Annotated in this window: 23 protein-coding genes and 3 pseudogenes; 9 read left to right on the top strand and 17 right to left on the bottom strand. The window is 42.7% G+C overall.

What is annotated here, in order from left to right; translation table 11 throughout:
• Positions 1-12 precede the first annotated feature (12 nt).
• The gene (locus tag ACQY1Y_RS22005) at positions 13-138 is read left to right on the top strand and encodes a hypothetical protein (RefSeq protein WP_002738347.1); all 126 of its coding nucleotides are present in this window, start codon (positions 13-15) and stop codon (positions 136-138) included.
• Here ACQY1Y_RS22005 and ACQY1Y_RS22000 read toward each other — a convergent pair whose 3' ends face one another.
• From ACQY1Y_RS22000 to ACQY1Y_RS21965, 8 genes and pseudogenes are all read right to left on the bottom strand, one after another.
• Positions 139-6,363 (bottom strand): cadherin domain-containing protein, encoded by a 6,225-nt coding sequence (locus ACQY1Y_RS22000; protein ID WP_430013562.1) that lies wholly within the window; start codon positions 6,361-6,363, stop codon positions 139-141.
• A gap of 134 nt (positions 6,364-6,497) precedes the next feature.
• Positions 6,498-6,875: pseudogene (locus ACQY1Y_RS21995) on the bottom strand (hypothetical protein); the annotation flags it as partial.
• Between the two features lie 26 nt (positions 6,876-6,901).
• Positions 6,902-7,924, bottom strand: coding sequence for a hypothetical protein (locus tag ACQY1Y_RS21990; RefSeq protein WP_069475326.1), 1,023 nt, complete (start codon positions 7,922-7,924; stop codon positions 6,902-6,904).
• Between the two features lie 21 nt (positions 7,925-7,945).
• Positions 7,946-8,980 carry a hypothetical protein gene (locus ACQY1Y_RS21985; protein WP_430013561.1) on the bottom strand — a complete coding sequence of 345 codons (1,035 nt, stop codon included), beginning with the start codon at positions 8,978-8,980 and terminating at the stop codon, positions 7,946-7,948.
• A 21-nt stretch (positions 8,981-9,001) separates the two neighbouring features.
• A complete protein-coding gene (locus ACQY1Y_RS21980; protein ID WP_430013560.1) occupies positions 9,002-9,952 on the bottom strand; it encodes a hypothetical protein in 951 nt (316 codons plus the stop codon).
• A gap of 446 nt (positions 9,953-10,398) precedes the next feature.
• A complete protein-coding gene (locus ACQY1Y_RS21975; protein WP_430013559.1) occupies positions 10,399-10,893 on the bottom strand; it encodes an ureidoglycolate lyase in 495 nt (164 codons plus the stop codon).
• A gap of 5 nt (positions 10,894-10,898) precedes the next feature.
• Complete coding sequence (locus tag ACQY1Y_RS21970) at positions 10,899-12,356, bottom strand: efflux RND transporter periplasmic adaptor subunit (protein ID WP_002750991.1); 1,458 nt, start codon at positions 12,354-12,356, stop codon at positions 10,899-10,901.
• Between the two features lie 301 nt (positions 12,357-12,657).
• Positions 12,658-13,260 carry a GUN4 domain-containing protein gene (locus tag ACQY1Y_RS21965; RefSeq protein WP_002739340.1) on the bottom strand — a complete coding sequence of 201 codons (603 nt, stop codon included), beginning with the start codon at positions 13,258-13,260 and terminating at the stop codon, positions 12,658-12,660.
• 83 nt (positions 13,261-13,343) lie between these two features.
• Here ACQY1Y_RS21965 and ACQY1Y_RS21960 point away from each other — a divergent pair, with 83 nt between their 5' ends.
• Positions 13,344-14,324 carry an aspartate carbamoyltransferase catalytic subunit gene (locus tag ACQY1Y_RS21960; RefSeq protein WP_002738968.1) on the top strand — a complete coding sequence of 327 codons (981 nt, stop codon included), beginning with the start codon at positions 13,344-13,346 and terminating at the stop codon, positions 14,322-14,324.
• 23 nt (positions 14,325-14,347) lie between these two features.
• Here the strand turns inward: ACQY1Y_RS21960 and ACQY1Y_RS21955 are convergent, their stop codons facing one another.
• From ACQY1Y_RS21955 to ACQY1Y_RS21945, 3 genes and pseudogenes are all read right to left on the bottom strand, one after another.
• Complete coding sequence (locus tag ACQY1Y_RS21955; RefSeq protein ID WP_002790909.1) at positions 14,348-14,629, bottom strand: hypothetical protein; 282 nt, start codon at positions 14,627-14,629, stop codon at positions 14,348-14,350.
• Between the two features lie 733 nt (positions 14,630-15,362).
• A pseudogene (locus tag ACQY1Y_RS21950) lies at positions 15,363-15,479 on the bottom strand (transposase); the annotation flags it as partial.
• Positions 15,480-15,626: 147 nt separating this feature from the next.
• Positions 15,627-15,848: pseudogene (locus tag ACQY1Y_RS21945) on the bottom strand (transposase); the annotation flags it as partial.
• On the opposite strand from ACQY1Y_RS21945, the gene ACQY1Y_RS21940 reads away from it, so the two are divergent.
• Together ACQY1Y_RS21940 and ACQY1Y_RS21935 are read left to right on the top strand one after the other, a co-directional pair.
• Entirely contained in the window at positions 15,802-16,404 is a 603-nt protein-coding gene (locus ACQY1Y_RS21940; RefSeq protein ID WP_199309477.1) for a DUF928 domain-containing protein, read from the top strand. The pseudogene ACQY1Y_RS21945 and the gene ACQY1Y_RS21940 sit on opposite strands and share 47 nt — an antisense overlap.
• Before the next feature lie 72 nt (positions 16,405-16,476).
• Complete coding sequence (locus tag ACQY1Y_RS21935) at positions 16,477-17,124, top strand: Uma2 family endonuclease (protein WP_002738484.1); 648 nt, start codon at positions 16,477-16,479, stop codon at positions 17,122-17,124.
• Between the two features lie 481 nt (positions 17,125-17,605).
• On the opposite strand, the gene ureE is transcribed toward ACQY1Y_RS21935, so the two are convergent.
• Together ureE and ACQY1Y_RS21925 are read right to left on the bottom strand one after the other, a co-directional pair.
• Positions 17,606-18,082 carry an urease accessory protein UreE gene (ureE, locus tag ACQY1Y_RS21930; RefSeq protein ID WP_002747017.1) on the bottom strand — a complete coding sequence of 159 codons (477 nt, stop codon included), beginning with the start codon at positions 18,080-18,082 and terminating at the stop codon, positions 17,606-17,608.
• 76 nt (positions 18,083-18,158) lie between these two features.
• Positions 18,159-18,644, bottom strand: a complete 486-nt coding sequence (locus ACQY1Y_RS21925) for a DUF4168 domain-containing protein (RefSeq protein ID WP_002738674.1) — start codon at positions 18,642-18,644, stop codon at positions 18,159-18,161.
• Positions 18,645-19,193: 549 nt separating this feature from the next.
• On the opposite strand from ACQY1Y_RS21925, the gene ACQY1Y_RS21920 reads away from it, so the two are divergent.
• Positions 19,194-19,478 carry an HU family DNA-binding protein gene (locus ACQY1Y_RS21920; protein ID WP_002739253.1) on the top strand — a complete coding sequence of 95 codons (285 nt, stop codon included), beginning with the start codon at positions 19,194-19,196 and terminating at the stop codon, positions 19,476-19,478.
• A gap of 31 nt (positions 19,479-19,509) precedes the next feature.
• A complete protein-coding gene (gene cobD, locus ACQY1Y_RS21915; RefSeq protein ID WP_002790903.1) occupies positions 19,510-20,574 on the top strand; it encodes a threonine-phosphate decarboxylase CobD in 1,065 nt (354 codons plus the stop codon).
• Positions 20,575-20,636: 62 nt separating this feature from the next.
• Here cobD and psbC read toward each other — a convergent pair whose 3' ends face one another.
• The 4 genes from psbC to ACQY1Y_RS21895 form a co-directional block, all read right to left on the bottom strand.
• Positions 20,637-22,019: a photosystem II reaction center protein CP43 gene (psbC, locus tag ACQY1Y_RS21910; RefSeq protein WP_002801320.1), complete on the bottom strand. Its 1,383-nt coding sequence runs from the start codon at positions 22,017-22,019 to the stop codon at positions 20,637-20,639.
• The gene (gene psbD / locus ACQY1Y_RS21905) at positions 22,003-23,058 is read right to left on the bottom strand and encodes a photosystem II D2 protein (photosystem q(a) protein) (RefSeq protein ID WP_002737445.1); all 1,056 of its coding nucleotides are present in this window, start codon (positions 23,056-23,058) and stop codon (positions 22,003-22,005) included. The genes psbC and psbD overlap by 17 nt, the downstream gene beginning before the upstream one ends.
• 325 nt (positions 23,059-23,383) lie before the next feature.
• On the bottom strand, positions 23,384-24,145 hold the full coding sequence (locus ACQY1Y_RS21900; RefSeq protein WP_002778839.1) for a lipoate--protein ligase family protein: 762 nt from the start codon (positions 24,143-24,145) through the stop codon (positions 23,384-23,386).
• Positions 24,108-24,584 carry a YbjN domain-containing protein gene (locus tag ACQY1Y_RS21895; protein ID WP_130758437.1) on the bottom strand — a complete coding sequence of 159 codons (477 nt, stop codon included), beginning with the start codon at positions 24,582-24,584 and terminating at the stop codon, positions 24,108-24,110. The genes ACQY1Y_RS21900 and ACQY1Y_RS21895 overlap by 38 nt, the downstream gene beginning before the upstream one ends.
• A gap of 206 nt (positions 24,585-24,790) precedes the next feature.
• Here ACQY1Y_RS21895 and ACQY1Y_RS21890 point away from each other — a divergent pair, with 206 nt between their 5' ends.
• The 3 genes from ACQY1Y_RS21890 to ACQY1Y_RS21880 all read left to right on the top strand — a co-directional run bounded on the left by ACQY1Y_RS21890 (position 24,791) and on the right by ACQY1Y_RS21880 (position 26,276).
• The gene (locus ACQY1Y_RS21890) at positions 24,791-25,009 is read left to right on the top strand and encodes a hypothetical protein (RefSeq protein ID WP_002747030.1); all 219 of its coding nucleotides are present in this window, start codon (positions 24,791-24,793) and stop codon (positions 25,007-25,009) included.
• A complete protein-coding gene (locus tag ACQY1Y_RS21885; RefSeq protein ID WP_016516458.1) occupies positions 25,002-25,424 on the top strand; it encodes a hypothetical protein in 423 nt (140 codons plus the stop codon). The genes ACQY1Y_RS21890 and ACQY1Y_RS21885 overlap by 8 nt, the downstream gene beginning before the upstream one ends.
• Positions 25,425-25,649: 225 nt before the next feature.
• Positions 25,650-26,276, top strand: a complete 627-nt coding sequence (locus ACQY1Y_RS21880) for a TetR/AcrR family transcriptional regulator (protein ID WP_002747032.1) — start codon at positions 25,650-25,652, stop codon at positions 26,274-26,276.
• Positions 26,277-26,760: the final 484 nt, after the last annotated feature.

The raw sequence follows: 26,760 nt of genomic DNA, 5'->3' as shown, positions 1-26,760 counted from the left end.
TGGAAGCCAGCCATGCCACCATTAATCAGAAACGGCAATGAGGCCTGTGGGGCGACAAATGACGGTGATTCGCAGTTAGAAAAAGACAACCACCGCCAACTCCCAGAGGAAATGGTTTGTCAAACCAGCAAGGGATGATTAAGCAATAAAATTAAACGCCAAAATCCCATCATTAAAGTCGTTATCACTGATATTGGGTAAGTTACCGGGTAAATCCTCAAAGCCAAAGATATTATTCCCCCTTGACCGTAAATGTTCCGCCCCATCGGGATTTGCCGCCCCAAAGGAGAAGTAGGCCACTTCATGACTTATATAGTTTTCTAGGGTAGCCGCCACGTTATCGGGATTCTTGGTCAAAAATGCCTGAACACTCCCTTGCAGACTTTCTCCCAGATTGCCCCCATTGGCAATCACAAAGGGTGCGTAGCGTCGCCCCCCTTCCAACAACACATCCCCAAATTCAGCGGCGGTGGTGCTTTGGTTTGCCCCTTCCCCACTGGCCCGCAAAAAGAAGTTATTCACTGCTTGACTTAAGGCGGTACGCGCATAACCCGCTTGACCGGGTTGAATTAACTCTGTCACGTTGCCATCTCCATCTAAATCGAGGCTATCAAAAACGGCTCCGTTATCATCGGCCACTGGATAGAGACCGACAACGTTATTAAAGAAAGCTCCCGTCTGTCTAAGTCCTTCCTCAATGGCTGTCACCTGTATGCTACCGGGCAAGTTACTAAAGTTGAAAACCAGAGAACCTTGTCCATTACCCGTATTGTTAAATTGGAGGGCCTGGGGATTAACGGCTTGGTCGGGTAGATTGGTAATTTCTAGGGTGAAATTAACCGTTGCGTCTGGCGTGGCATTGGGAGCCGGGTTGAGGGTAGTATCCGTTACCGCAACTGTCAAGTTATAGAGGGATTGGGCTTCAAAATCAGCCTTACCGATGAAGAATAATTCCCGGCCACGAATCTGGAAACTGCTCTGATCACTGCCCAACAAAGAAAGGCTATTGGTCCCCAAGGCATCATCGCTGATCTGAATATCGGCAACTTTGACACCTTGACTGGTATCGGTATTTTCAGCGATCGCATTGGTGCTATTGGCCAGAATTAGGGCTGTGGGAGCTTCGTTGACATCGGTGATGTTTAAAGTGAAGGTTTGGGTGAGATCGGGGGTGACACCAACGGTTGTATCATCGACATTGACGGTGACTTCGTAACTATTTTGGGCTTCAAAATTAGGGGTAAAACCGACATAGAAAAGGGCTGAATTCTGAATTAAGAAGCGCTCCCTATCCCGTCCCGTGAGGAAGAGATTATTGGTTCCTAAACCATCATCTTCAATCAGGAGGTCGGCGACTTTAAATTCTGGTGTGACATTGACATTTTCAGCTAACTCGGTGACAGCATTTTGGAAAATTAGGGCTGTGGGAGCTTGATTACTAGGAGTTTCATTAACATCATTGACAGTAATTGTCAAGGTTTTCTCAAAACTGAGTCCCCCTTGGTCGGTGGTTTTTACTCGAATACTGTAACTATTTTTGGTTTCAAAATCTGGGGAATTATTAATCTGTAATTGATTCCCTACAATCGAGAATGCTGAGTTATCTGTATCTCCTGTTCCTGTAACTAAACTATAGGTAAAGGTATTACCAGTATCGGGGTCTGTGGTAGAAAATGTTCCTATCACTGTGTTAACAGGGACATTTTCATTTACTGTTGTCGCACTTAATGCTAAATCTGTGGGAGCTTGATTACCGGGAGTTTCATTAACATCATTGACAGTAATTGTCAAGGTTTTCTCAAAACTTAGTCCCCCTTGGTCGGTGGTTTTTACTCGAATACTGTAACTATTTTTGGTTTCAAAATCCGGGGAATTATTAATCTGTAATTGATTCCCTACAATCGAGAAGGCAGTATTATCTGTATCTCCTGTTCCTGCTATCAAACTATAGGTAAAGGTATTACCAGTATCGGGGTCTGTGGTAGAAAATGTTCCTATCACTGTGTTAACAGGGACATTTTCATTTACTGTTGTCGCACTTAAGGCTAAATTTGTTGGAGCTTGATTACCGGGAGTTTCATTAACATCATTGACAGTAATTGTCAAGGTTTTCTCAAAACTTAGTCCCCCTTGGTCAGTGGTTTTTACCCGAATACTGTAACTATTCTTGGTTTCAAAATCGGGAGAATTATTAATCTGTAATTGATTCCCTACAATCGAGAATGCTGAGTTATCTGTATCTCCTGTTCCTGCAACTAAGCTATAGGTAAAGGTATTCCCAGTATCGGGGTCTGTGGTAGAAAATGTTCCAATCACTGTATTAACAGGGACATTTTCATTTACTGTGGTTGCACTTAAGGCTAAATCTGTGGGAGCTTGATTACCGGGAGTTTCATCGGTGCCAATAGTGACAATAACTGAAGCTTGATCGTCTTCATTGGGATTATTGTTATTGGGAGTAGAATCAGGATCAGGTTCAGTTACTGCAATCACTTCAGCAGTATTAGAAAGACTTCCTCCAGAAGTAACTTTGGTAACGATATCTACGAAAGCTTGATTATCCTTGGCGATATTCCCTGCTTCCCAAATGCCAGATGTGGAGTTGTAAGAACCTTGTTGAGGATTTGACGAAACAAGAGTTAATCCTTGAGGCAAAACATTTTTTACCTGAATTGATGTTGCAGCCCCTGGACCTTTATTGGTTAGAGTTATTTTGAAAGTAACTAGGTCATCAATATTCGCTGTCGTTTTATCTGAAGTTAGAGAAAGTTCCAAATCAGCAGGTTGAATTGTACCAGGTGCAACGTTGAAACGCTGTACTACTGAGTCATTGTCTGGATTAAAGTCTGCTTGTGCGCTTGAGACTTGAATCAAACTACTGGTTGAACCCGAACCAACCAATCTGCCTGAAACAACTACTGTTGCTGATTCATTGACGTTAAGGCTGCCAATATTTGCAGTAATTGCACTGCTAGAAATACTTGTCGTACCTTTACTGGCAACAGCAGACACATCAAGGATATTTTCAAGGGGCAAGTTATCGCTGAGTGTGACTCCTGTTGCATTAGAAGCACCGATATTTTTAACGGTAATGGTGTAGCTGACTTGATCTCCTAAAGTAAGAGAATTAGTTACTGGAGTCACACTCACTTGTAGATCTACTCCAGTGGCTGCTGTTGGTGTGAGAGCAAGATTGTAGGTGGTGTCACCTTCGTATTGGGATACTTTTACAAAGTAGTCTCCTGCGGGTAATGCCGTAATATTAATATTTTCATCTTGATTGTCTGTTCCTTCAGAAAGCTGAATCACTTCATCAGAAGAGATTACACCGTCTCCATCTTTATCTTGAGACAATTCTAAATCGGCATCTGCTGATAAGCCACTAAGATTGAGGGTAACTCCACTAGGATTTGTCAGGGTAAAGCGGTAATAGTCAATCGGATCAACATTACCAACAAAATCGTTTTGGGTGGAAGCAGTTAAAGTGCCAAGATTGAAGGCAGTGGTAAGGGTACTACCTGCTTTATCAGGTGGAATAACTGACGGGGTTGCAGAAAGATTGAGGTTGTAGTTTGTATTACCACTGCTGCGAGAAAGCCAAACATAGTAAGTTCCCGCAGCTAACCCATTGATATCGATCACTTCTGGGTCATTTCCTTCAGCGTCCGATATGGCAAGAGTTTCATCAAAGTCAATGACCCCATTATTGTTAGTATCTTGTCCCAAAGTGGCAATTAGATCGCCCTGATCTAATCCATTAACTTCCAGATTAAAATCGCTCACAGTTGTCAGGTTAAAGCGATAATAGTCATCGGAATCAACCGTACCGATGAAGTCAGATCGGGTAATACTTCCATTGAGCGTTCCTAAATCCTGAGCATTAGTGGTAGTATTACCCGCATTGTCAGGGGGAACTGGTAGCGGGGGAACAGTTACAGATAGTCGGTAATCTATACTACCACCACCAGATGCCTTGGGGAAAACGCGGATGAAATAATTGCCTTCTGGTATATCAGTCAAAGATATGGAGTCTGGAGAAGTACCTGACTCTGTGGAAGAAAATAAAACATCATCATCCTGACGAATTCCATCACCATTGAAATCTTGAAATATTTCTATATCAGCATCATCAGATAGATTATCTAGAAGCAATGATAAGTTTCTAGTGGTAATAAAATAAGCCTCATCATAGTCATCGGGACTTCCCGGATCTCCAAGCGTGAACTTATAGTAACGCTCTGTATCGGAAGAACTCAAGTTTCCAGTTACTGTGGTTGTTCCATCAATTTTCCCTAGGTCAATAGCACTATCCAAAACACTATTTGCAGTTATAAATGTTGAAGCCAGAGGCAACTGAAAACTATCTTCAGAAGAAATATAAGTCTCATTTTGATTAGCTAGTCTTGGAGAAAAAGAAGAACTAATTGGCGAAGGTATGCCGAAATGAATATGATCATAGTGCGGTTTTGAGTACTGTACTACTCCAGTTCCTAAAAATCTTGGATCGTTGTAAAAAATGATAGATGCTCCGGTAAACGCATCTATTAGGGATTGGACTGCTTGTCGGGTCTGGGAATATTCAATTAGACCTGCAATCGCTGTTACCATTGTTGCATTGGTTTGTGAGGTAAGTGTAGAATAGCTCAATCCGTTTGCCCGATCATTAGGATTGTTAGGATCACCTGCCCTGTAAGAATTGCCATCTTTTACAACAATTTTTCCACCAGGAGATGCCACAAAACCATTCCTGACTTTGAAAAAGTAGCTACCTGGAATTTCATCTATATCAATACTGCGTCCAGCATCATGGGTTTTACTACCTTTTTTTCTCCCAGCAGAACCTGAACCATCTCCATCTTTTCCGGTAACCCCAGTTGAAGTTAGAGTTGTCCCAAAATTAGTAGACGCCCTTTGGATAAAACGACCGGACAAATCCATTCCATAGATTCTTGCAGTACCACTGAAAACAACTCCAGGAACACTCGTCAATAAATTCCACTTAGGTGCATTTGGAGAATTAATATAAGCATTAAAATTCTTAGGATTCTCAAGTAGGTTAAAGACCCTTCCCCTTCCCGAAGTGGCTGGATTCACTGCTATATCGTACAAAGTCTTTGCCCATTTAGTATTCTTCCCCGTTACTCCATCAACAACTAAAGGACTGCCACTGCTGTCAGGAAACCCAAGGTAAGCTAGTCGCTGTTGTTGAGTATAAATATCAAGCTTTCCAGTTCCAGTTTTTACTGGATTACTTCCATCAGTCTTAGAAAAACCATCGGTAACATTCACACTGACAGTCAGAGACTTCTGATCCTGATCTTCAACATCAAACGTGACTTGACCTATCCCAGGATGTCCCTTATCTTGACCATAACTAGAGATTGCACCATTTACAGTAGGGACATAGTATAAAGTTGTATATACACTCCCTACAATGGCATTTTCTCCTTTCTCATTAATCAACTTACCTTTGGAGGAATTTGGTAGGGATTTCAGCGTAACATTCCCACTTTGCTTACCTAAATCGAGTTTGATGACATCTCCTACAAGACCATTGAAGTTTATTTGAGCATTGTCAGTAGAAACAGAAAAATCCCAAGCTGTTCCTGATTGAGGAGCAGTAACAACGATATTGAGAAAGTCTTGCCCTTGCACTTGCTTAAATGTTACATTTCCAGTTTTACTTCCCGAAACAAGTCCTCCAGTATTGACAATGTCCTTTCCTGCATATCTGACCTGAAATTGATCAGGAATAGAATAATGCTCGTAGAAATAGGTAAGAGTAACATTTCTTTCGGTTTGTCCTTGGGGTAGAGGATCGAGTTGAAGAGTTTTGTTAGTTCCACCTACACCACCACTGCCCGAAAGACTGGCTTGCTCAATCAGAACTTCTTGCCCATCAATTACTACCACTGCATGATCATCTTCCGTCTGAATCCGACTCAACCCCGAAGGACTTAAACTTACCCCGCGTGCCAACGCCGAAAATAACTCCCCCTCATCCCCCACCGTATCCACCTGATTAATTTGAGCATCCACATAATGCCCAATTTCTTCTAAAATTACATTAACTATCGCTGCTGACGAGGCCGTATTTAAAAAAGATGCTGATAGATAAATCTTATTGGTACTGCTGGAATAGGCACCATTCGCCGTCCCTAAAACCTCATCACTGAGTACCTCAATTGGGGGAATTTGACTAAAATTTCGGCTTTTCCACTGCTGTTGTAGTTCTGTCGCCTTAACCACATCATAACTTGTGCCAAAAGCGATAGCCAAATTCGCCCAAAAGCCATCAGATTGAGCAAAATTGAACAAAACATCGTCAACAGCAGGAAGAATCGGCAAAAGAGAAGAAGTCATGACATTAACAGCAGAGGTTTATTGCTAATAGTTTTAGCTCAACAAGCGCAAATTTCTCAAGACCCCTGTAACATAAATTAACATTTATTACAAGAAAACGGGTTTCTCAAAGAAACCCGTTTTCTAAAGAAGTTCTAGGATTGGATTCTTGCCAAAGACTGCTTAAATTCTGCGAGAGAATTAGCGGTAGCTGCTAATTTTAGTAGCTCTTCTAAGATAGTAGGGTTAGTCATTTTGCCGATTATCTCTTCAATTTCTGAAGAAATCTGTCCAAACCGCACAGTTAAAACTGTTTTGATGTCATCGCGGCTTTTTTCTAACGCGCCAATTTCTTTACCAATTTCCTTACCAATTTCCTTACCGATTTCCTTACCGCGTTCTATTCCTCGTAACTCCATATTACTTACTAAAGGCATAGTTCTTTCCTCCTCAAATTGTTTAATTTTACTCTCTAAACTTGACTGCAATTCAGAGGATAAAGTCATCATATTGTCGATGATTTCAAACAGTTTACTAAGTAAGGTAGGTATTACCCACACTACTTATTTATGATGATACTAAAAGACTTCCTACACTCCTCAAAAGAATTTACTATAAGTGCGGCTTTTAACATCTCTTCTAAAACCGAAATAACTGAAGCATCATTGAGACATTGTCCAATATCTCCAGGGATATCGCCTAGTCGGTTTTCCAAAACTTTTTTCACAAAATCACGAGCATTTTCTAACGCTCCAATTTCCTTACCAATTTCCTTACCGCGTTCTATCCCTCGTAACTCCCCAATTTCCTCACCAATTTCTTTACCGCGTTCGATTCCTCGTAACTCCATATTACTCATTAAAGGCATGGTTCTTTCCTCCTCAAATTGTTTGATTTTACTCTCTAAACTTGACTGTAATTCAGGGGATAAAGTCATCATATTGTCGATGATTTCAAACAGTTTAATTATCTGTTCCCTCTCGAACTCCTTTTCATATAATCCCCTGATTAACCTCCACTTCCACTGTTCCCGTTCTGGCAGCTTCCCAGTAGTCGCTTTTGTTTTCAGGTGTGCCATGACTATTATAGCAAAGGGATTGCTACTTGTTTCTAGTTCTGACCAGCTTTCCTCGTAGTCCAGTAATTTGACTGTTGGGAATTTGAGGCTGACTTCACAACCAGCAATGGTATAATTATAGGAATCTGGTCGCCAATTTACTCGTTCATCTCCTAATATAGCGAGACTGATAACCGGTTTCTGATACAAATCAAAGGCACGATAGTTATAAATATACATCCTCTGAGGGAAATTTTCTTCGTACTGACTTTGAATTTCAATATGAATCAAAATCCAGACTTCTTCACCCCTGAGTAACCAAACTTTATAGAGTTTGTCAGCGAAACGTTTTTTTGTCTTTGCTGAAGCGGTAATCCGTTTGAGTTCTTTTTCTAGGGATTCGGGAGTTTTTGTCCAATCAATCAATTGGTGAACTTCAGGAAAGAAGAAGTATAAAAACGCTTCAAAATACTCGCTTAATGCTTCTTTCCAGGGTTCATCATAATTGGCGGTTGTTGGGTTCATTGGAGAAGAAAGTTACTGAGACTATTGTTCTAAAAGTTGATGCAACTCATCAAAAGAATTAACGGTTAATGCCGATTTCAGTAACTCGTCTAAAATCGATAATACAGCAATTTTATCCACAGCTTGCTCAATGTCTATTGGAATGTCACCCAATCGCGTTTTCAGCACCGTTTTAACATAGTTACGAGCATTTTCTAACGCTCCAATTTCCTTACCAATTTCCTTACCAATTTCCTTGCCTATTTCTTTACCGCGTTCTATCCCTCGTAACTCCCCAATTTCCTTACCAATTTCCTTACCGCGTTCTATTCCTCGTAACTCCATATTACTCATTAAAGGCATGGTTCTTTCCTCCTCAAATTGTTTGATTTTACTCTCTAAACTTGACTGCAATTCAGGGGATAAAGTCATCATATTGTCGATGATTTCAAACAGTTTAATTATCTGTTCTCTCTCGAACTCCTTTTCATATAATCCCCTGATTAACTTCCACTTCCACTGTTCCCGTTCTGGCAGCTTCCCAGTAGTCGCTTTTGTTTTCAGGTGTGCCATGACTATTATAGCAAAGGGATTGCTACTTGCTTCTAGTTCTGACCAGTTTTCCTCATAGTCCAGTAATTTGACTGTTGGGAATTTGAGGCTGACTTCACAACCAGCAATGGTATAATTATAGGAATCTGGTCGCCAATTTACTCGTTCATCTCCTAATATAGCGAGACTGATAACTGGTTTCTGATACAAATCAAAGGCCCGATAGTTATAAATATACATCCTCTGAGGGAAATTTTCTTCGTACTGGCTTTGAATTTCAATATGAATCAAAATCCAGACTTCTTCACCCCTGAGTAACCAAACTTTATAGAGTTTGTCAGCGAAACGTTTTTTTGTCTTTGCTGAAGCGGTAATCCGTTTGAGTTCTTTTTCTAGGGATTCGGGAGTTTTTGTCCAATCAATCAATTGGTGAACTTCAGGAAAGAAGAAGTATAAAAACGCTTCAAAATACTCGCTTAATGCTTCTTTCCAGGGTTCATCATAATTGGCGGTTGTTGGGTTCATTGGAGAAGAAAGTTACTGAGACTATTGTTCTAAAAGTTGATGCAACTCATCAAAAGAATTAACGGTTAATGCCGATTTCAGTAACTCGTCTAAAATCGATAATACAGCAATTTTATCCACAGCTTGCTCAATGTCTATTGGAATGTCACCCAATCGCGTTTTCAGCACCGTTTTAATATAGTTACGAGCCTTTTCTAATGCTCCAATTTCCTTACCGCGTTCTATTCCTCGTAACTCCATATTACTCATTAAAGGCATGGTTCTTTCCTCCTCAAATTGTTTAATTTTACTCTCTAAACTTGACTGTAATTCAGGGGATAAAGTCATCATATTGTCGATGATTTCAAACAGTTTAATTATCTGTTCCCTCTCGAACTCCTTTTCATATAATCCCCTGATTAACCTCCACTTCCACTGTTCCCGTTCTGGCAGCTTCCCAGTAGTCGCTTTTGTTTTCAGGTGTGCCATGACTATTATAGCAAAGGGATTGCTACTTGTTTCTAGTTCTGACCAGCTTTCCTCGTAGTCCAGTAATTTGACTGTTGGGAATTTGAGGCTGACTTCACAACCAGCAATGGTATAATTATAGGAATCTGGTCGCCAATTTACTCGTTCATCTCCTAATATAGCGAGACTGATAACCGGTTTCTGATACAAATCAAAGGCACGATAGTTATAAATATACATCCTCTGAGGGAAATTTTCTTCGTACTGACTTTGAATTTCAATATGAATCAAAATCCAGACTTCTTCACCCCTGAGTAACCAGACTTTATAGAGTTTGTCAGCGAAACGTTTTTTTGTCTTTGCTGAAGCGGTAATTCGTTTGAGTTCTTTTTCTAGGGATTCGGGAATTTTTGTCCAATCAATTAGTTGGTGAACTTCAGGAAAGAAGAAGTATAAAAACGCTTCAAAATACTCGCTTAATGCTTCTTTCCAAGGTTCATCATAATTGGCGGTTGTTGGGTTCATGGCAAGTCGCTACCAATTGGAAAGTTAGGCACTCATCTAAATCTATTATTCCCCATAAATATCATCAATGCTACTTGTCGTCACAAAACTTCCCATTAGAGCAACCTATAGTCATTTCAATTAAGATTGAGAATATCAATCCCAGAGTTCCTAAGGATTTTGTCGGTCTAGACTGTATCATACTTATCTGAAATGACTATAGGTCATCGTTTTCAGACTTAATCGACAAATAGTGCCAATTCAAAGTAGTATCTGGAATTTTCTAGTTAACCTTTTAGGGAGTCTCATTGCTTACACTTATCATCCTATTAAGCCTTCTCTGGATTTAGAGGCAAAAGACTTCCCTGCTCTACCTTCTGCCCTTTTTTAACTTCATCGAACTCACATTTTCTCCCTGTCAGCTTTCACCGACATTCAGCAAAACCTAGGTAAAAAAATTAATTTTTTCAATCAACAATCTCGAATTCTATTGACTGCTCTTGGGCAAAATTATAGGTAAAATGATCGATAATATTAGTATCGCTCAATTCGAGATTATAAAAATTGATCTCTGGTTGATCAAAAAGTGGGCCAGCGTGCCAAGTTCCCACCTCTAATTTAATAAAACAGTCCCCGGGGATGCGAAAAACCTTTAATTTTTCTAAATCTGGTTGAGGATGAGGACTAGGGGGGGCCACTCCTAAAAACCACTCTTGTCCCCCCAAAGAACCAAGACATTGGGTACATTGACTATGACGAGTAATTCGCTTAAATTTACGTCCGCGAGTCTGTAAATGCATAATATAAAAACGTGGCACACCATTTTTTAAATGCAGTTGTGCATCGCTTTCATCAAACAGTTTCCCGTCATGGCCAGGGGTTATTAATTGACCGTAGGGACGGAAACTCTCGGCGGTAATTAGTTGCGATGCCAGGGGACGAACGGTAATCGAATTACTCATAAAAATTACTGCTGACTAACAGTTATAGCTGTACCATCTCGGAGAGAAAGAATATTATTAACAGCAATTCTTTCCCCGGCATTTACTCCAGAAATAACCTGATAAGCTTGCCCTTGAATCGTGCCGACTTGAATGGGTTTTTGTCTAACCACTAAACGCTCCTTGGCATTTTCTTGACCTTCTTTAGCCTTTTCTTTTTCGGCCACAAAAACAAAATTTTGCGCCCCGATGCTAGTCACTGCCGTGGTGGGAACTAATACCCCCGGTTTTTGATCCCAAATTAACCGCGCCCGCACATATTGGTTATTGCGAAGACTGCCATCATTAGTAAAGGCAAATTTCACTAAAACCGATTGGGTAGCTTGGGAAACGGTGGGGGAAATAAAAGTTACTTGACCGCGAACCCCCGGGCTGCCATCGGGATTAATAATTTCCACGGGCAACCCGACGCGCAGACGCGGTTGTAATTCCACGGGAATCTGCACATTTAGTTCCAAAGTTTTATTGTTAGTTAACGAGGTTAATTCTTCACCCAGGGAGATAATATCGCCGACTTTTCTTTGATTAAAATCGCCGACAAAACCATCAATCGGGGCGGTAATGGTGTTAAAAACTAAATTCTGACGCGTCGCCCCTAATTGTCCCTCAGCGCTGGCTACTGCCGCTTGACGACTGTTCACTGTTGCCGCCGCCGCCGCCACCTGTTGCCCTGAGGCTAATTCGTTTTGAATAGCGATATTTAATGCTTCTTTGTTTGCCTGTAGGGTAGCTCTAGCCGCCGTCACCTGTTGACGGGCCGCATCACGATTTTGAGACCGGGCCTCTACTTCTGCCTTGGCGGCCTGAATGTCGCGGCGGCGATCATCTAAGTCCTGTTGGGGCTGTGCGCCTTGTTTAACCAGAAATTCGGCTCTTGTTAGGTTTTTTTCCGCCAAATCTAAATTAGCTCTCGCTCTCTGTAAATCGGCTTCGGCGGCGCTCAAGGTGGCGATCTGACTTTTAACATTGGCTTCAGCATTGGCCACATTTGCCCGATTCTGGGCAATTTGGGCTTTATTTGCCCTCGCTTGCGCTTGTCTTTGCCTTAAATCCGCCTCAGACGCATTCAGGTTCGCTTTGGCCGAATTTACCTGGCCGATGCCGGCGTTTACCTGTTGCTGTTGTTGTTCGGGATCCAATTCGGCGATTTTTTGTCCCTGAGTTACCTGATCGCCAGATTTAACGAAAATAGAGCGAATCCGACCAGTAATCTGAGGAGAGACGCTAACACGCTGTTGGGCGATCAAAGTACCGACAAATTCGCTACTTTGCACTAATTTGTCGGTGCCGAGGGTTTGCAGTTTGACGGGAACAGCCGCCGGTCCGGTGGCCTGGGGGCCCTGGGGGGCGCAACCAGTGACAATTAGGGAAACGGCGATCGACGAACCGATCGCTCTCGATACGTTAACGGATCGTTTAATCATTGTTAAATTTAGGGAGTTTTGGCAGAAAAAGTGCTAGTAAATCGGAAAAAAAGGGAAGGTGAGGAGAGAAGCTTTTCCTTAAATTTTACTCTACAGAATTGATCGCCGTGATTATTAAACCTATGGCATAATTAATTTTTGAGGGTTCAAAAACGGCAAAAATAAGGATTAAATTGCATAAAATCCGTAAATAGACTATTTAATTGATTATTGTTCATTCTTAATTCTCCTGACTACTGACTACTGACTACTGACTACTGACTCCTAACCCTAACAACAATTTTTGATTTTTACAAGAGGTCTATTGTTTGCTTTGCCCTAAGCTAACAATATTACAGGTGACTAATCTTTGGGCGAGGGTGGTGTATTCTAGACGACCACCGGCGATCTGATATTCGTCCCGGGGCGCCGGCAGATGACCGACGGGAGCATTGAGGGTATAGTTAAGATTTTCTTTAAAAATAATCCAATCACCATCTTTACGCCAACCGATGCGATCGCCAAAAGTTTGAAAATTTTCGATCGCCACTAAGCGCCCCGGTCGATTACCTGTCTCGATAAAAATACGAAATTGGGTACTGAAACTAAAACGACCCCCGGAAGCTTCTTTCCAGAGTTGATCCATCTTTTGCAGATCCCAACAGGCCAATTTTTGCAGGTCTTCCATGGTAAACCAGCCCTGTAATTCCCGTCCGGTCGCTTTCAGCATTAAATTACGGGTTTCATCGTTAGCTTGTCGCCAATTTTGTTGAGCGAGGAAATTTTTCAGGCGAGTGTAATTAATGCCCGTGGTCGGTGATACCATTTCCCCAGAGGTGGCAGTCTGGGCAACGATCGCCGGCAAGGGATTGAGAAATAAAGCGATCGCGAGAGTGACCTGACACAAGGAAAAATTAATTCTCATAAACCCTATTTATTAACTTGATGCAAAGAAATCCTACAATAGCATAGACGAAATTTGCCGTTTTTACCGCCTCCTCAACTCCTATGGCTTTCACTTGGATCCGACACCACATTTTGGGATTGCAAGACTGGCAACCGGAAGAATACCAAACCCTGCTACAAACGGCCTCTAGTTTTCGTGAAGTTCTTTCCCGACGTACCAAGAAAGTGCCGGCCCTACAAGGTCAAGTGGTGACAAATCTTTTTTTTGAACCTTCCACCCGCACCCGTAGTAGTTTTGAACTAGCGGCGAAACGTCTTTCGGCCGATGTTCTCAATTTTGCCCCGGGTAGTTCCAGTTTGACTAAGGGGGAAACGATTCTCGATACCGCTTTAACCTATGTGGCCATGGGTACGGATATTTTTGTTATCCGACATCAACAGTCGGGGGTTCCCGATTTAATTGCCGCAGAAATGGATCGTTTGCAGTCGGGGGTCAGTATTCTTAATGCTGGGGACGGTCAACACGAACACCCCTCCCAGGGACTTTTAGACCTGTTTACGATCTGTTGTCTGTTAGATGAGGAAAATCCCCGTTTAGAACTGTTAGAGGGCAAAAAAATCGCTATTGTCGGGGATATACTCCATTCTCGTGTGGCTCGTTCCAATATCTGGAGTTTAACCACGGCAGGGGCGGAAGTACATTTGTCCGCACCCCCTACCCTACTGCCGAAATATTTTGGGGAATTGTGCGATCGCCTATTTCTCCACTGGGATTTAGAACCAGCTTTAGAAAAGGCCGATTTTGTGATGACCCTGCGACTGCAAAAAGAACGAATGACTGCCAATCTTTTGCCCAGTTTACGCGAATATCATCAAAGTTTTGGCATTACTCGTCCTCGTTTGCAATCCTGTCAACCAGGGGTGAAAGTACTTCATCCAGGTCCTGTGAATCGGGGAGTGGAAATTAGTTCCGATTTGATGGACGATCCCGATTTTAGTCTGATTTCCCAACAAGTTACCAGTGGTGTTGCTGTTAGAATGGCTTTGTTATACCTCATTGGTAATCTTCGCGGCGACCGGTAAAAGCTTCTCAGGGATTTGCTCTTTTAGTCTGGTTTCATTGAAACAATCCTAAAGTTTTTGTCAAGGTAAATATCATACTTTCTTCCTCCCTCACACACAGCATCTTCTGCTTCAAACTGGTTAGTCTCAACATCAAATTTCATCTCTTTAGGATTCCTACAGCCCTGTTTTAGCAAAGCATCGGTCAACTGCGATTTTTCTTCCGGGGTCAAAGCTCGATAATCACTGCTATTAGCTTGACCTGCATAGATTGACATTCCTATAATGCTAAGAGATAGTAAGCTTATGATCGATTTGGTCTTCATTTTTTCAACTTCCTGAATACAATAAAAACATCATTCAAGGGGTTTTAAACCCAAATTTTCGGTAATTAGTTCGGCGCGATTACCGATCAACTATATCTTAGGGGAAGCATACTTGGATGGCAATAAGTATAAATACTCAAGCTATCCCTAGGGCTTTTCTAGAAACTTTGACCGATACCGAATTCCGTTCTCAAGGGACTAGATATGGCGACCTACTCCTCTCTTTTTTAACTAGGTTTGGCTGAATAAATCTAAAAACCTGGTTGGATAATATCTTTAGGCTTTTTTGAAATCAAAAAGTGCGATCATCAACCCCAGAAGCCTTACAGAATGAGGGTTTGAACAGAGCGCTCGCCTCGAAGCACAAACCACATTGATTATACCTCATCTTTGAGAAAAACGCTGAAATTAACCAAGCGACAAAAGATAAAGATTCGGATTAAGTTAATTGAGAACTATTATTATAATTCTCTCAGAATATGCTAGAATGCTTTTCTATACCTCACCGAAAAGTAAAACCCTTGTTCTTGCAGTGAATTTCCGGAATTATCGACAGAAACTAACGGAATCCCGTAATCTAAACGAACAGTTAAACCATTAGCCACTAACCAGCGTAAACCTAATCCTATCCCTCCTAAAGTAGCAGGATCGGGATCAGGAAGTAAATTATTTCATCCAGTCCCCCCCTCAACAAATGAGGTAATTTGGGTTCTTCCGAACTTACCATATAAAATCAACTAGCAAAATGCCAATTTAATAAACATCTAAGACTAAAGTTTTTAAAGTTTCTAAATCCATAGCCTCTCCTTTTAATCACCTTCAGTTTATTGTTAATTCCTTCCACTGTTCCCTGGGGGCTCTTCTAGGTTCTGTGTGATAAGTTTAACTTACTATATGATCGATCTTTGTGTCCTTTGTGTCTTTGTGGTTCGTTCCACCCCCTCGCTAGGAGGAATGTATCTTAGAATACATTTTACCCACCAAACCTGGGAGAGCCTCCCTGGGTTGTTCGGTTATCAAAATAGGCAGTTATTTCGTCAATCCAGCGACGAATTGTCTGGCAGCTTTTAGGAAAGTAAGCCATCGCCTTTTTTATCCAATCGCTCAAGGCAAATAATCCCTCATTCCCCTCCGTATTTTTCTCAAATACTTCTCTAAATTACTCTTTTAATTTGTGCATTTCCCCAAGTTTTGGAGACACTTTATATACTTCTTCCAATATTGCATCGCAAGTTTATGTCGGTCAAACTGTATCTGTTACCCCTTCTTTTGTCTGCATAGTGGGTAATCAAAATACGGATTATGAGGTAGATTTTCGCTTATTTGAATTTAATGAGCAAGGAAAAATTAAACAAAGGAGAGAAACGTTAAGATTTCAACAAAAAGGAGGAATTCATAACTTTTCTTTTCCCAGTAATCAAACCCCTTTAGAAGTGGGTAAAAAGTATTTATGGCAAGTCGCTATTCGTCAAAGTCCTGACGTTTGGATGATTCAACGAGCAGAATTCCGAGTGGTTGAAATACCCATTCATTTAAGTCAACCACCAATTCAAAAAACTGAACAAGCAGAACGCTATGCCGAAAATGGGTTATGGTATGATGCTTTAATGACGAGCTTATCTTCAACCCATCAAGGAGAATTAAACCCTCAAGTTTCCAATTTTATTAAATCTCTTGTAGAATCTGAACATTTAGATCCATCTGAAGGGGTTGATGCCAAAATTATTACTCGACGAAATAACACTTTAATAAAACTGGCAGAATATTACAAATAGGCTTAATTTTTGTTGCAATCCTATGAGTAAGGGTATAATTAAACTAAGAAATCAACATTTTCAGCTAAAGCCATGCAATTAGCCTTAGAACAAATTATCGTCAATCCCGGTCAACAGTTACTTTTAAAAGAGCTTAACTGGCAAAAATTTGAGACAATATTATCAGAATTAGGAGAAAGTCGTGCTTCTCGGTTATCCTACAGTAACGGAATATTAGAAATTATGGTACCTTTACCCGAACATGAAAAAGATAAAGAAATCATTAGTTATATGGTTCAGTTTTTGTTAGAAGCACTCAATATTGATTTTGAACCGTTAGGATCAACAACATTTAAAAACGAGCGGATGAATCAAGCGGTTGAACCTGATGCCTGTTTTTATATTAAAAACTATCAAGCCGTTATTGGCAAAAATAGACTTAATTTAGAAAGTGATCCCCCCCCCGATTTAGTCCTAGAAATTGATATTACTTCCCGTACTTATTTAGATAATTATCGACAGTTAGGTGTTCCCGAACTGTGGCGTTATACTCAAAGTGGCCTACAGATTAATTTATTACAAGAAGGAGAATATATTGAGTCTTTAAGCAGTCCCAATTTTCCTCAGATCCCGATTATTGAATTAATTAATCAATTTGTTAAACAAAGTCAACAAGTGGGGAGAAGTGAAGCCATCAGAAACTTTAAAAATTGGCTGACGGAAAATATAGATAATAGTTGAAAAATCCTAACATTTTCGAATAAGATAAATTCGTCCGTCGAGAGTTGTATAAACCCCTTGCGGTTCAATGATCAGTTTATTACTAGAATCTAGTTCACAAAAATAGATTAGATCATTGTTTTGAGCAGGGAATTTTTTAACCTCAGTGGGTGTGAATAAATCAGACAGGACAGAGGTTACAGCCGTTGGTGCTAGTTCTGAAAGTACCATGGTTATTCATTCCTCGTAGTTCGATTTTTACTTTGATGATTAATCAATTCACCGAGGCCGATTAAAATTTTAGAAACTAGCAGAATGAGAGCCTCTTGATTAAGAAAATATCCCGTAGAGGCTGTTAAAAAGTTACTGTTTTCTTGTCAGTTAAATTTTGTTAAGATAATGCCCAAAAACTACAATTTATGGTAGGAAAAGAGGTAAGTCGAAACCGAGTTTGATTTTTGCTTACTCTAAATCAGAAAGGGCATTGGGCAAGATTAGCTAACTATCCCTTTTTTGCCTCTTCCAGGTCATGATAATGCTGATAAGCGCCGATTTCGGGGTTAAAGGGGGCGATTTCTTCAGTTACAGTTAATCCCAAACCTTCTAACATTGCTTGTAGGACAGAATCGGGGGCCAGACGCAGATAATCGGGGTTAATTTCTAGGGCTACATGACGATTACCGAGGTGATAGGCCGCTTTGAGGAGTAAATCGGTTGAAGGGGCGGTAATAGTGATAACTGGTTCGGGTTTAGCGATAATTTGAACAATTTCGCCGTTTTCTCCCCGCAGGAAATCGCGATCCTGTAGAATGGTGCCGCGAGGTAAACGAAAACAGAGGGAAAAACCTTCGGGACTGTCGAGACGATAACGGCTGCGGGTGCGTTCTTCGGCCGTAAGTAGGAGGCTAAAAACCACCGTTTCTGGGGGAGGTGGACTAGCGGTATGACGGGGGGGTAAGCGCTCGGTAAAAGTTAACATGGTAGTGGTCAATGGGAAAAAACATTCTTATTGTAGCCCTGACTCCAACTTGACCCGAAAAACTGAGGAACTTTTTCTATTTATTTTCCCGCTGCAGACGAATCATCTCATTTTGTACCCGTCGTCTCAAGTTATCATCGCTACGAACCCGATTAGTAATGGCGTTAAATTCAGTCGCATTCAGTCCACTGTCTTGGACAATCTTTTTTGAGTTATTACAATAATCGACGGCAATTTTTTGGGCATTAGCGGGAAGATTATTAAAGCTTTCCCGTTGGTTACAGGTAATTGCTGGGGGAATTTTGCCTAAAATTTGCGAAATTGCCTGATAAGCTTGTTTTCTTTGGGTTTCGATCAACAAAACTGCGGTCGCATAACGTTTAATTTGGTCAGCCGTAAAATCTTGAGTATAAGCGGAAGACCGGAAACTAACCACCGCCGTCGTCCAAGAAAATTCGGGAATCACACCGCCAAGAATGGCGATTACTGCCAAAAAAGTCACGATAAAAGAACGTCTTAAGCTTTGACCTAGATCGGCTAGGGGATAGCAGTAAATCACCATGCGAGTTTGTCGCTGAATAGATAATGATAGCAAACTTTCCAGTTAAATCCTGCTTTTTTGAATATTTTTAACGATCATAAGTTCCAATTCTAGCGAATATCTCCTGGGTCTGAACCTTAATTTTTGGGCAGAAATTGCTTTGGTAAACTTTTTTAACGTTTTTGGTGGCAAAATTAGTCAAAAATCTGGGAGAGAACCGATGAACGATTTTTGGGAAGTTAGGATGCCTATCGCTTTTAGAGAATATTTATCGGCAATTTAGCTTGCTAATCTCTTTTTATTAGCTTATATCGCCGTAAATCTCTCGCTTATTCCCTTTTGTCTCTCCTCTTACCGGGGAATCGGGGGGAAATCTAGATAAATTAAAGGTTTCAGCGATTCCGATCGAGACAATTCCCGCTTAGAATAATGCAGTGGAATATATAGCCAATGAGGATTTGAGGCTTTATTTAGTGAACTCGATCCTGGCGAGTCCTCAACAGGGGAACCATAATAAACTACTGACAACCACCCTAAACTCAGAAAAACCGCAAAAAAAGGAGTTAGCGCATGAATAAAGGTGAATTAATCGATCAAATCGCTCTCAAAGCCTCTGTGACCAAAAAACAAGCAGATGCTGTTCTCACTGCCGCCATCGAAACCATTATCGATGCGGTTTCTGAGGGGGACAAAGTAACCCTAGTAGGATTCGGTTCCTTCGAGGCCCGGGAACGTCAGGCCCGGGAAGGACGCAACCCGAAAACCGGCGATAAGATGGAGATTCCAGCTACTCGCGTCCCGGCTTTCTCGGCGGGTAAACTGTTTAAAGACAGAGTGGCTCCGGATAAGGAATAATTACTGTTGAGTTTCGTTCGCTGTAAGTCTTTTGCCTAGACCTAAACATGGTGGTAATCTTGACTGGGCGGCCGCAATTGCTGGCTGTCCGGTTTCCTCTATTCTCGATTTTTCTGCCAGTATCAACCCCCTCGGTCCACCGGAAAGCGCACTAACCGCTATTAAAAGCCATTTAACCAGTCTGACTCGTTATCCTGACCCCGCGTATTGGCAGTTGCGTTCTGCCCTCGGTCAATGGCACAATATCGGACCAGATTGGATTCTCCCGGGCAATGGTACGGCTGAGTTATTAACCTGGGCTGGTCGGGAATTGGCCTCATTTGATAGTGTTTATGTACTAACACCTGCTTTTAACGATTACGAACGGGCCTTAAAAAGTTTTGGTGGAAAAATCTGCCAACATTCCCTAGATTTAACCAGTTTAAAGCCTGTTAATCCCGAAAAACAAGGCTTATTACTTAATAATCCCCACAATCCCACCGGGAAACTCTGGACGGTGGCGGCCATTCGTCCCTATCTATCGCAATTTGGTTTGGTGGTAGTGGATGAAGCTTTTATGGATTTTTTACCCCCGCCACAACAGGAGAGTTTAATATCTCTGTTGCCGGAATATCCCAATCTCGTGATTTTGCGTTCCCTAACTAAATTTTACAGTCTCCCCGGTTTGCGTCTAGGATACGTCCTCGCTCATCCCGATCGCCTGTTACAATGGCAAAGATGGCGCGATCCTTGGTCGGTGAATAACTTGGCTGTGGTTGCCGCTATTGCGGCAATTGAAGATAGGGATTTTCAACAACAAACCTGGGATTGGTTAACAGCGGCCCGCCAGGATTTATGGCAGGGATTAGCTAATTTTCCGCAATTACAGCCCCAAACCAGTGCCGCTAACTTCCTCTTAGTACAATCTCAATCTTCCTGTTTACCCCTACAGGAAGCTTTATTAAAATATCATCGAATTTTTATCCGCGATTGTCTCAGTTTCCCCGAATTGGGGAGCAATTATTTTCGGGTCGCTGTCCGTTTACCGGCAGAAAATCAACGATTATTATCGGCTTTAGAGAGTGTTTTAGCCGCGTCTGAGGATGTCAATGTCTGATATTAACCACAAAAAGGCTCCCGCCAACTAGACGGGAGCCGCTGCCATCGAACTAAGGGAAATTAGTCGAGGTCAGGCATTGCCAATGCGGGTTCAGTCTCGCGGTCAATTCCTTTCTCGAAACCGGCGGCGGCGGCGCGAGCGCGTCCAGCGTGCCAGAGGTGTCCAATCAGGAAGAAGAAGGCGAGGGTGAAGTGAGAGGTAGCCAACCAAGCGCGAGGAGACACATAGTTAAACGAGTTAACGTCAGTGATAACCCCACCCACAGAGTTCAAGGAACCTAAAGGAGCGTGGGTCATGTATTCAGCCGCGCGGCGTACTTGCCAGGGTTGTACGTCATTTCTGATTTTGTCGAGGTCTAAACCGTTAGGACCGCGGAGGGGTTCTAACCAGGGACCGCGGAAATCCCAGAAACGCATGGTTTCACCACCGAAGATGATTTCGCCAGTGGGAGAGCGCATCAGGTACTTACCTAGACCGGTGGGGCCTTGGGCAGAAGCGACGTTAGCGCCTAAGCGTTGGTCACGCACCAAGAAGGTGAAAGCTTGAGCTTGGGAAGCTTCCATACCGGTCGGACCGTAGAATTCACTGGGATAGGCGGTGTTGTTAAACCAAACGTAAACGGCGGCGATAAAGCCCATCATGGAAAGAGCGCCCAAGCTGTAGGACAGATAGGCTTCTCCAGACCAGATGAAAGCGCGACGCGCCCAGGCAAAAGGTTTGGTGAGAATGTGCCAGATACCGCCAGCGATACAGATTAAGCCAATCCAGATGTGACCGCCGATGATATCTTCCATGTTGTTGACGCTGATAATCCAGCCTTCACCACCGAAGGGAGCTTTGGTCAGATAACCAAAGATAACTGCGGGGTTGAGGGTCGGATTGGTGATGATGCGGACATCACCGCCACCGGGAGCCCAAGTATCATAGACACCGCCAAAGAACATGGCTTTAAATACCAACAACAGCGCACCACAACCCAAGAGAATCAGGTGATAACCGATGATGTTGGTCATTTGGTTTTTGTCTTTCCAGTCGTAACCGAAGAAATTAGAGTATTCCTCTAGGGTTTCCGGTCCGCGGATAGCGTGGTAGATACCACCAAAACCGAGTACAGCCGAAGAAATTAAGTGCAGAACACCGGCAACGAAGTAGGGGAAGGTATCGACTACTTCACCACCCGGACCGACCCCAAAACCGAGGGTAGCTAAGTGGGGAAGCAGGATTAAACCCTGTTCGTACATCGGTTTTTCGGGGATAAAGTGGGCGGTTTCAAACAGGGTCATCGCCCCGGCCCAGAAAACGATTAAACCGGCGTGGGCGACGTGGGCGCCGAGCAGTTTACCGGAGAGGTTGATAAGACGAGCGTTACCAGACCACCAAGCGAAGCCGGTGGAACTTTGGTCACGACCACTAGCGGTAGGGATATTAGAGAGCGTTACCACGCGGGAGAACCTCCTCAGGGAAGATAAAGTTTTCGTGGGGTTGGTCTTGGGGAGCCATCCAAGCTCTCAGACCTTCGTTAAGCAGAATATTTTTAGTGTAGAAGGTTTCAAATTCCGGGTCTTCCGCCGCTCTCAATTCCTGAGAAACGAAGTCATAGGCCCGTAGATTAAGAGCTAATCCCACCACACCCACAGCACTCATCCATAAACCAGTCACGGGGACAAAGAGCATGAAGAAGTGTAACCAACGTTTGTTGGAGAAAGCGATGCCGAAGATTTGCGACCAGAAACGGTTCGCAGTGACCATGGAGTAGGTTTCTTCCGCTTGGGTGGGTTCAAAAGCTCGGAAAGTGTTGGAACCTTCACCGTCTTCAAACAGGGTATTTTCTACGGTCGCTCCGTGAATAGCACAGAGAAGCGCACCACCGAGGATACCAGCTACACCCATCATGTGGAAGGGGTTGAGGGTCCAGTTGTGGAAGCCTTGGAAGAAGAGAATAAAACGGAAGATACCAGCCACGCCGAAGCTAGGGGCAAAGAACCAGCTAGACTGACCGAGGGGGTACATCAGGAAGACACTGACGAACACCGCAATCGGGCCAGAGAAGGCGAGGGCGTTGTAGGGACGAATGCCGACTAAACGGGCGATTTCAAACTGACGCAGCATGAAGCCAATCAAGCCGAAAGCACCGTGCAGGGCGACAAAGGGCCATAAACCGCCGATTTGACACCAACGGGTGAAGTTACCTTGGGCTTCCGGTCCCCAGAGAAAGAGGATGGAGTGACCGAAGGCATCGGCGGGGGTGGAGACGGCTACAGTCAGGAAGTTGCCGCCTTCCAGGTAGGAACTGGCTAACCCGTGGGTGTACCAGGAGGTGACGAAGGTGGTGCCGGTTAACCATCCACCTAGGGCCATGAAGGCGCAGGGGAAGAGTAGTAAACCAGACCAACCGATGAAGACGAAACGGTCTCTTTTGAGCCAGTCATCGAGAGCATCAAACAGCCCTCTTTCTGGGGCGCGTCCGACAGCAATGGTCATGGGTATTTTTCCTCTTGCTTAACTGAAATCACGGGCAAGATTTCTTAACTTTTTTGAGTCTGGGATTACTCCCATTGTCTTATAAGATGGCGCGATCGATTGACTGGATTAGCTTAACTAAACTAGCTGCGATCGCTCGTTAATCCTCACAAACTGTAAAAGATTAACGTTTCTTAAACTAGCACAAGCTAGACAATAATTTCGAGTTCGGTAAGACTTTGGTTCCTTGCGGCCTCTATCTACCTTTAACTATTATTAGCAAAAAATTACAAATCTATACAACTTGACTCATAATTGATTTTTTATACACACAAAAACTTTTTTGTCAATGAGTATTTATATTCATTTTTTTAATTGATCGCCATTCCCAATCCTCTAGGGGTTGCTCTAGCAATTGACAATCAAAGCATTCCTCGGCGGCGGTTTTCAGGGTAGCGATAATTGTCTCTAGGGTCAAATCTGGGGCTAAATTGAGCTTTTGAGGGGCAGCACTGGCGAAAACTTGCTCAAACAGCGAATTATCTTGCTCTAACACCATCGAACCATGTTGGAGAACCGAGGAACCCCGTTGCAGTTGGGCGCTCCCAATAAATTTATTTCCCCAATTATCGACTAAATCCGCACCGGTAGCTGTACCGAAACAGTTAGCAGAATGGATATATCCCCGGCCGGCAGCACCGTAGGACAATTCTAGACCGAGATTTTGCCAGCCTGTGATTAAAAATTGACAGATTTGACAGTAAACTTTCCTAACATTCCCCTTCATCCCCGAATTTACCACCATATAAGTCAAATCCCCCTGATGTAGTACGGCCCGGCCACCGGTAGGACGACGAACTAGGGAGATTTTTTGACCTTGCCAAGTCAAATCACGCCAAAAATCGGGATATTGCCGTTGATGATAGCCCAAGGAAATAGCTGGGGGCGACCATTGATAAAAACGCAGAGTCGGGGGATGATGACCACAACGGTGTTGTTCTAGTAACCAAGAATCGATCGCCATTTGTAGCTCTGCCGATGAGATAATTGGAGGGATATAACGCCAAATTTTAGCTGCCACCAAAGGATTCTCGTAACATTTCATCATTATTATCTGCTACCGTCGCCACGAGAGTAATTGCTCGGGAAATCTCCCCGGGAGACAAATCGGCCACAGTACGCTGAGAAATCACCACCACCTGATCATTCATAATGGCAAAATGAGATTCAAAGGTTTCGGCACAATTCATCGCTAATAACTTGCGGGTTAATCCCAATTCATCCTGAACAGGCAATTTCAGCACAGAAGACCACACCGTGAGAAAATCATCATCGCTTTCCCCAGTTAACTGCACAAATACCTCAACGCTACCATACTGAAACTTCCACAGATAACCTTTTTCTGTATGTTGTACCATAGCAGTATCATTCTGCTGCAGAGTAGAAATAACCATTTCAATCATTTCTTGGTGACTGCTCGTACTAGCCAGAAATTCATCGGTCATTGACTCTATTGCTTCTGAAGTCGCTAAACTTTCTGTGGTCATAAAAATTCCCTAAACTCGATCGATCACAATCTTATCCCAAGAGAAAAGTAAAAAGTCAAAAAAATCGGGGAAAATACTGGTTACAACCCAGCACTGACGATATTTTTCAGCAGTCTGGATGGTAGAATATTGATTGCTGGTCTGTACCTGAACCAGAAGCCAGTATCATTACCTTGCCACCAAATTTCAGAAAAGAGGCTCTCAAAATGTCCTTGGCTGAACTCAAATCTCAAATCCAGGAACTTTCAAAAATTGACAAGCTGCGACTAATGCAATTCTTGGCCACTGAGCTTGTCAAAGAAGAGAACGGAGACTTTTTTGTAGAAGGTCAAGAGTACCCAATCTGGTCTCCCTATGGCTGTTCTGAAGCGGCCAACACCTTAATGAACCTTCTGGCTACAAAACAAAAAGAACAGAATGCTTGATGGTCAAAAATTTCCCTACAAAATTATTGACACCAGTTCCAGCATGGTTGACCGAATGCCATATGTGCCTATAACGCTGGGTCTGAATGGGCGCTCCTTAAACACCGAAGGTTTGATTGATACGGGAGCAAGTGTCAACGTTCTACCCTACGAGTTGGGCCTACAACTAGGCTTTATCTGGGAGAATGAAAATCTTTCGGTTATCTTGGCTGGGAACTTAGCCCATTGTCAAGCTCGTGCCGTCGTTGTTGAAGGCCAAGTTAACCCATTCCCCACCGTTAATCTAGCATTTGCCTGGACTCAAGCTCCTAGTACACCTTTAATTTTGGGGCAGGCTAATTTCCTTTTTGAGTTTGATGTTTGTTTTTCCCGTTCGCAGTCTGAATTTGCAGTTCGCCCCAGAACGGTTGTATAAAAAGGGGTGAGCTACGGTCTAACTATCCGCTTGCACAGCGACCGTATGAAACTCATTAAGATTTTAGCTAGGTGGACAAGCTTCTAGCTTGATTTCTGGGGAAGTCTGCGGAACGATAACCGAACAATCTCTAATCCCAATTACTCAAAATTTTATGAAGCATTTGAGTAAACACCTAACTTGATCGATGACAATGGCTCTATCCCGTTCTAGCTGTCAATAATTATGCAAAGTCTTTTTCAACGTTCCCTAACTGAGACCAATTCTGGGGAAGAAGATACCCGTAGTCGTATTCTACAGGCCGCTTTACGTTTATTTGCCGCTAAGGGTTATGAAGGAACCACGACCAAAGACCTAGCAGGAAAAGCAAATGTGGCAGAAGGAACTTTATTTCGTTATTTTCCCAACAAAAAGGCGATTTTAATCGAAGTGGCCACTAGGGGATGGGTGGACATTCTCACCGACTTGCTGACGGAATTGAGCGAAATGGGCAGTTATAAAGCGGTAGCGCAGGTGATGCGACGTAGGGTGTTGAGAATGCGAGAAAATAGCGATTTATTGCGAGTTTGTTTTATAGAGGCACAATTTCACCCCGAATTAAAAGAGCGGATTCAATCGGAGGTAATTGCTAAAATGACCGATGTGGCTGAGGCTTTTTTTCAAACAGCGATCGATCGTGGTATCTATCGTCCCATGAATCCGAAAATTGTAGCCCAGGTTTTTCTAGGAATGTTCGCAATTGCCGGTTTTTCTAGTGAAACTATTTTAGATAGTAATGCTTCCCCCTTAGCTTTACAAGAAATGGCCGAAGGTATTGCCGAAATTTTTCTGAATGGAGTGTTAGTTAAGTAGTCGTGCAAAATTAATTTCCTAGTCGAGACTCCGAGACTCCGAGACAGCTAATCTAAGGATAGGCGGTTAAAATCCGTTTTAGCTTACTTAAGTAGGGTTTACGGCAAAAAGTTTATTGGTGGGGTTAGGAGTCGGTCGTCAGGAGTCAGTAGCCGGTCGTCGGGAGGGGAAGTAAGAATAACAGAATGACCTCTTTAACTTAGACAATGGTGAAGTAAAAGTCGTTAACAATATCCCAGAATTACTCGAATTATCTATAGATAATCCCAATAAATTTAAAGAACACATGGACAGAGGAGATTTTGAGCGTTGGCTGGATAATATAGAGATAGGAGAAACAGAACTAGCAAATATAGCTCAGGCAACTCGAGAGAAGAATGATGATGAGCGCCTACATTATTTTCTCAGAGAATGCTGTCTAGTCTTGATTGAGAGAAACCCTTAATATTTCCTAACAAAAACTTGATTTGATCGCCAACTAACT

It is taken from the genome of Microcystis ichthyoblabe FBCC-A1114 (assembly GCF_050500245.1).
Classification (GTDB): domain Bacteria; phylum Cyanobacteriota; class Cyanobacteriia; order Cyanobacteriales; family Microcystaceae; genus Microcystis; species Microcystis ichthyoblabe_A.
Note: the sequence above shows the minus strand (reverse complement) of the source record. Positions and strands in the feature narration are given on the sequence as shown.

What these genes read in the sequence shown, in the direction of transcription:
- ACQY1Y_RS21965 (WP_002739340.1), bottom strand. Translation starts at nt 13,260, where the DNA reads ATGAGAATTAATTTTTCCTTGTGTCAGGTCACTCTCGCGATCGCTTTA.
- ureE (WP_002747017.1), bottom strand. Translation starts at nt 18,082, where the DNA reads ATGTTAACTTTTACCGAGCGCTTACCCCCCCGTCATACCGCTAGTCCA.
- ACQY1Y_RS21985 (WP_430013561.1), bottom strand. Translation starts at nt 8,980, where the DNA reads ATGAACCCAACAACCGCCAATTATGATGAACCCTGGAAAGAAGCATTA.
- ACQY1Y_RS21890 (WP_002747030.1), top strand. Translation starts at nt 24,791, where the DNA reads ATGTCCTTGGCTGAACTCAAATCTCAAATCCAGGAACTTTCAAAAATT.
- ACQY1Y_RS22000 (WP_430013562.1), bottom strand. Translation starts at nt 6,363, where the DNA reads ATGACTTCTTCTCTTTTGCCGATTCTTCCTGCTGTTGACGATGTTTTG.
- ACQY1Y_RS21960 (WP_002738968.1), top strand. Translation starts at nt 13,344, where the DNA reads ATGGCTTTCACTTGGATCCGACACCACATTTTGGGATTGCAAGACTGG.
- ACQY1Y_RS21990 (WP_069475326.1), bottom strand. Translation starts at nt 7,924, where the DNA reads ATGAACCCAACAACCGCCAATTATGATGAACCCTGGAAAGAAGCATTA.
- ACQY1Y_RS21955 (WP_002790909.1), bottom strand. Translation starts at nt 14,629, where the DNA reads ATGAAGACCAAATCGATCATAAGCTTACTATCTCTTAGCATTATAGGA.
- ACQY1Y_RS21895 (WP_130758437.1), bottom strand. Translation starts at nt 24,584, where the DNA reads ATGACCACAGAAAGTTTAGCGACTTCAGAAGCAATAGAGTCAATGACC.
- ACQY1Y_RS22005 (WP_002738347.1), top strand. Translation starts at nt 13, where the DNA reads ATGCCACCATTAATCAGAAACGGCAATGAGGCCTGTGGGGCGACAAAT.
- psbD (WP_002737445.1), bottom strand. Translation starts at nt 23,058, where the DNA reads ATGACCATTGCTGTCGGACGCGCCCCAGAAAGAGGGCTGTTTGATGCT.
- ACQY1Y_RS21935 (WP_002738484.1), top strand. Translation starts at nt 16,477, where the DNA reads ATGCAATTAGCCTTAGAACAAATTATCGTCAATCCCGGTCAACAGTTA.
- ACQY1Y_RS21980 (WP_430013560.1), bottom strand. Translation starts at nt 9,952, where the DNA reads ATGAACCCAACAACCGCCAATTATGATGAACCTTGGAAAGAAGCATTA.
- ACQY1Y_RS21880 (WP_002747032.1), top strand. Translation starts at nt 25,650, where the DNA reads ATGCAAAGTCTTTTTCAACGTTCCCTAACTGAGACCAATTCTGGGGAA.
- ACQY1Y_RS21885 (WP_016516458.1), top strand. Translation starts at nt 25,002, where the DNA reads ATGCTTGATGGTCAAAAATTTCCCTACAAAATTATTGACACCAGTTCC.
- ACQY1Y_RS21900 (WP_002778839.1), bottom strand. Translation starts at nt 24,145, where the DNA reads ATGATGAAATGTTACGAGAATCCTTTGGTGGCAGCTAAAATTTGGCGT.
- ACQY1Y_RS21970 (WP_002750991.1), bottom strand. Translation starts at nt 12,356, where the DNA reads ATGATTAAACGATCCGTTAACGTATCGAGAGCGATCGGTTCGTCGATC.
- ACQY1Y_RS21925 (WP_002738674.1), bottom strand. Translation starts at nt 18,644, where the DNA reads ATGGTGATTTACTGCTATCCCCTAGCCGATCTAGGTCAAAGCTTAAGA.
- ACQY1Y_RS21920 (WP_002739253.1), top strand. Translation starts at nt 19,194, where the DNA reads ATGAATAAAGGTGAATTAATCGATCAAATCGCTCTCAAAGCCTCTGTG.
- ACQY1Y_RS21975 (WP_430013559.1), bottom strand. Translation starts at nt 10,893, where the DNA reads ATGAGTAATTCGATTACCGTTCGTCCCCTGGCATCGCAACTAATTACC.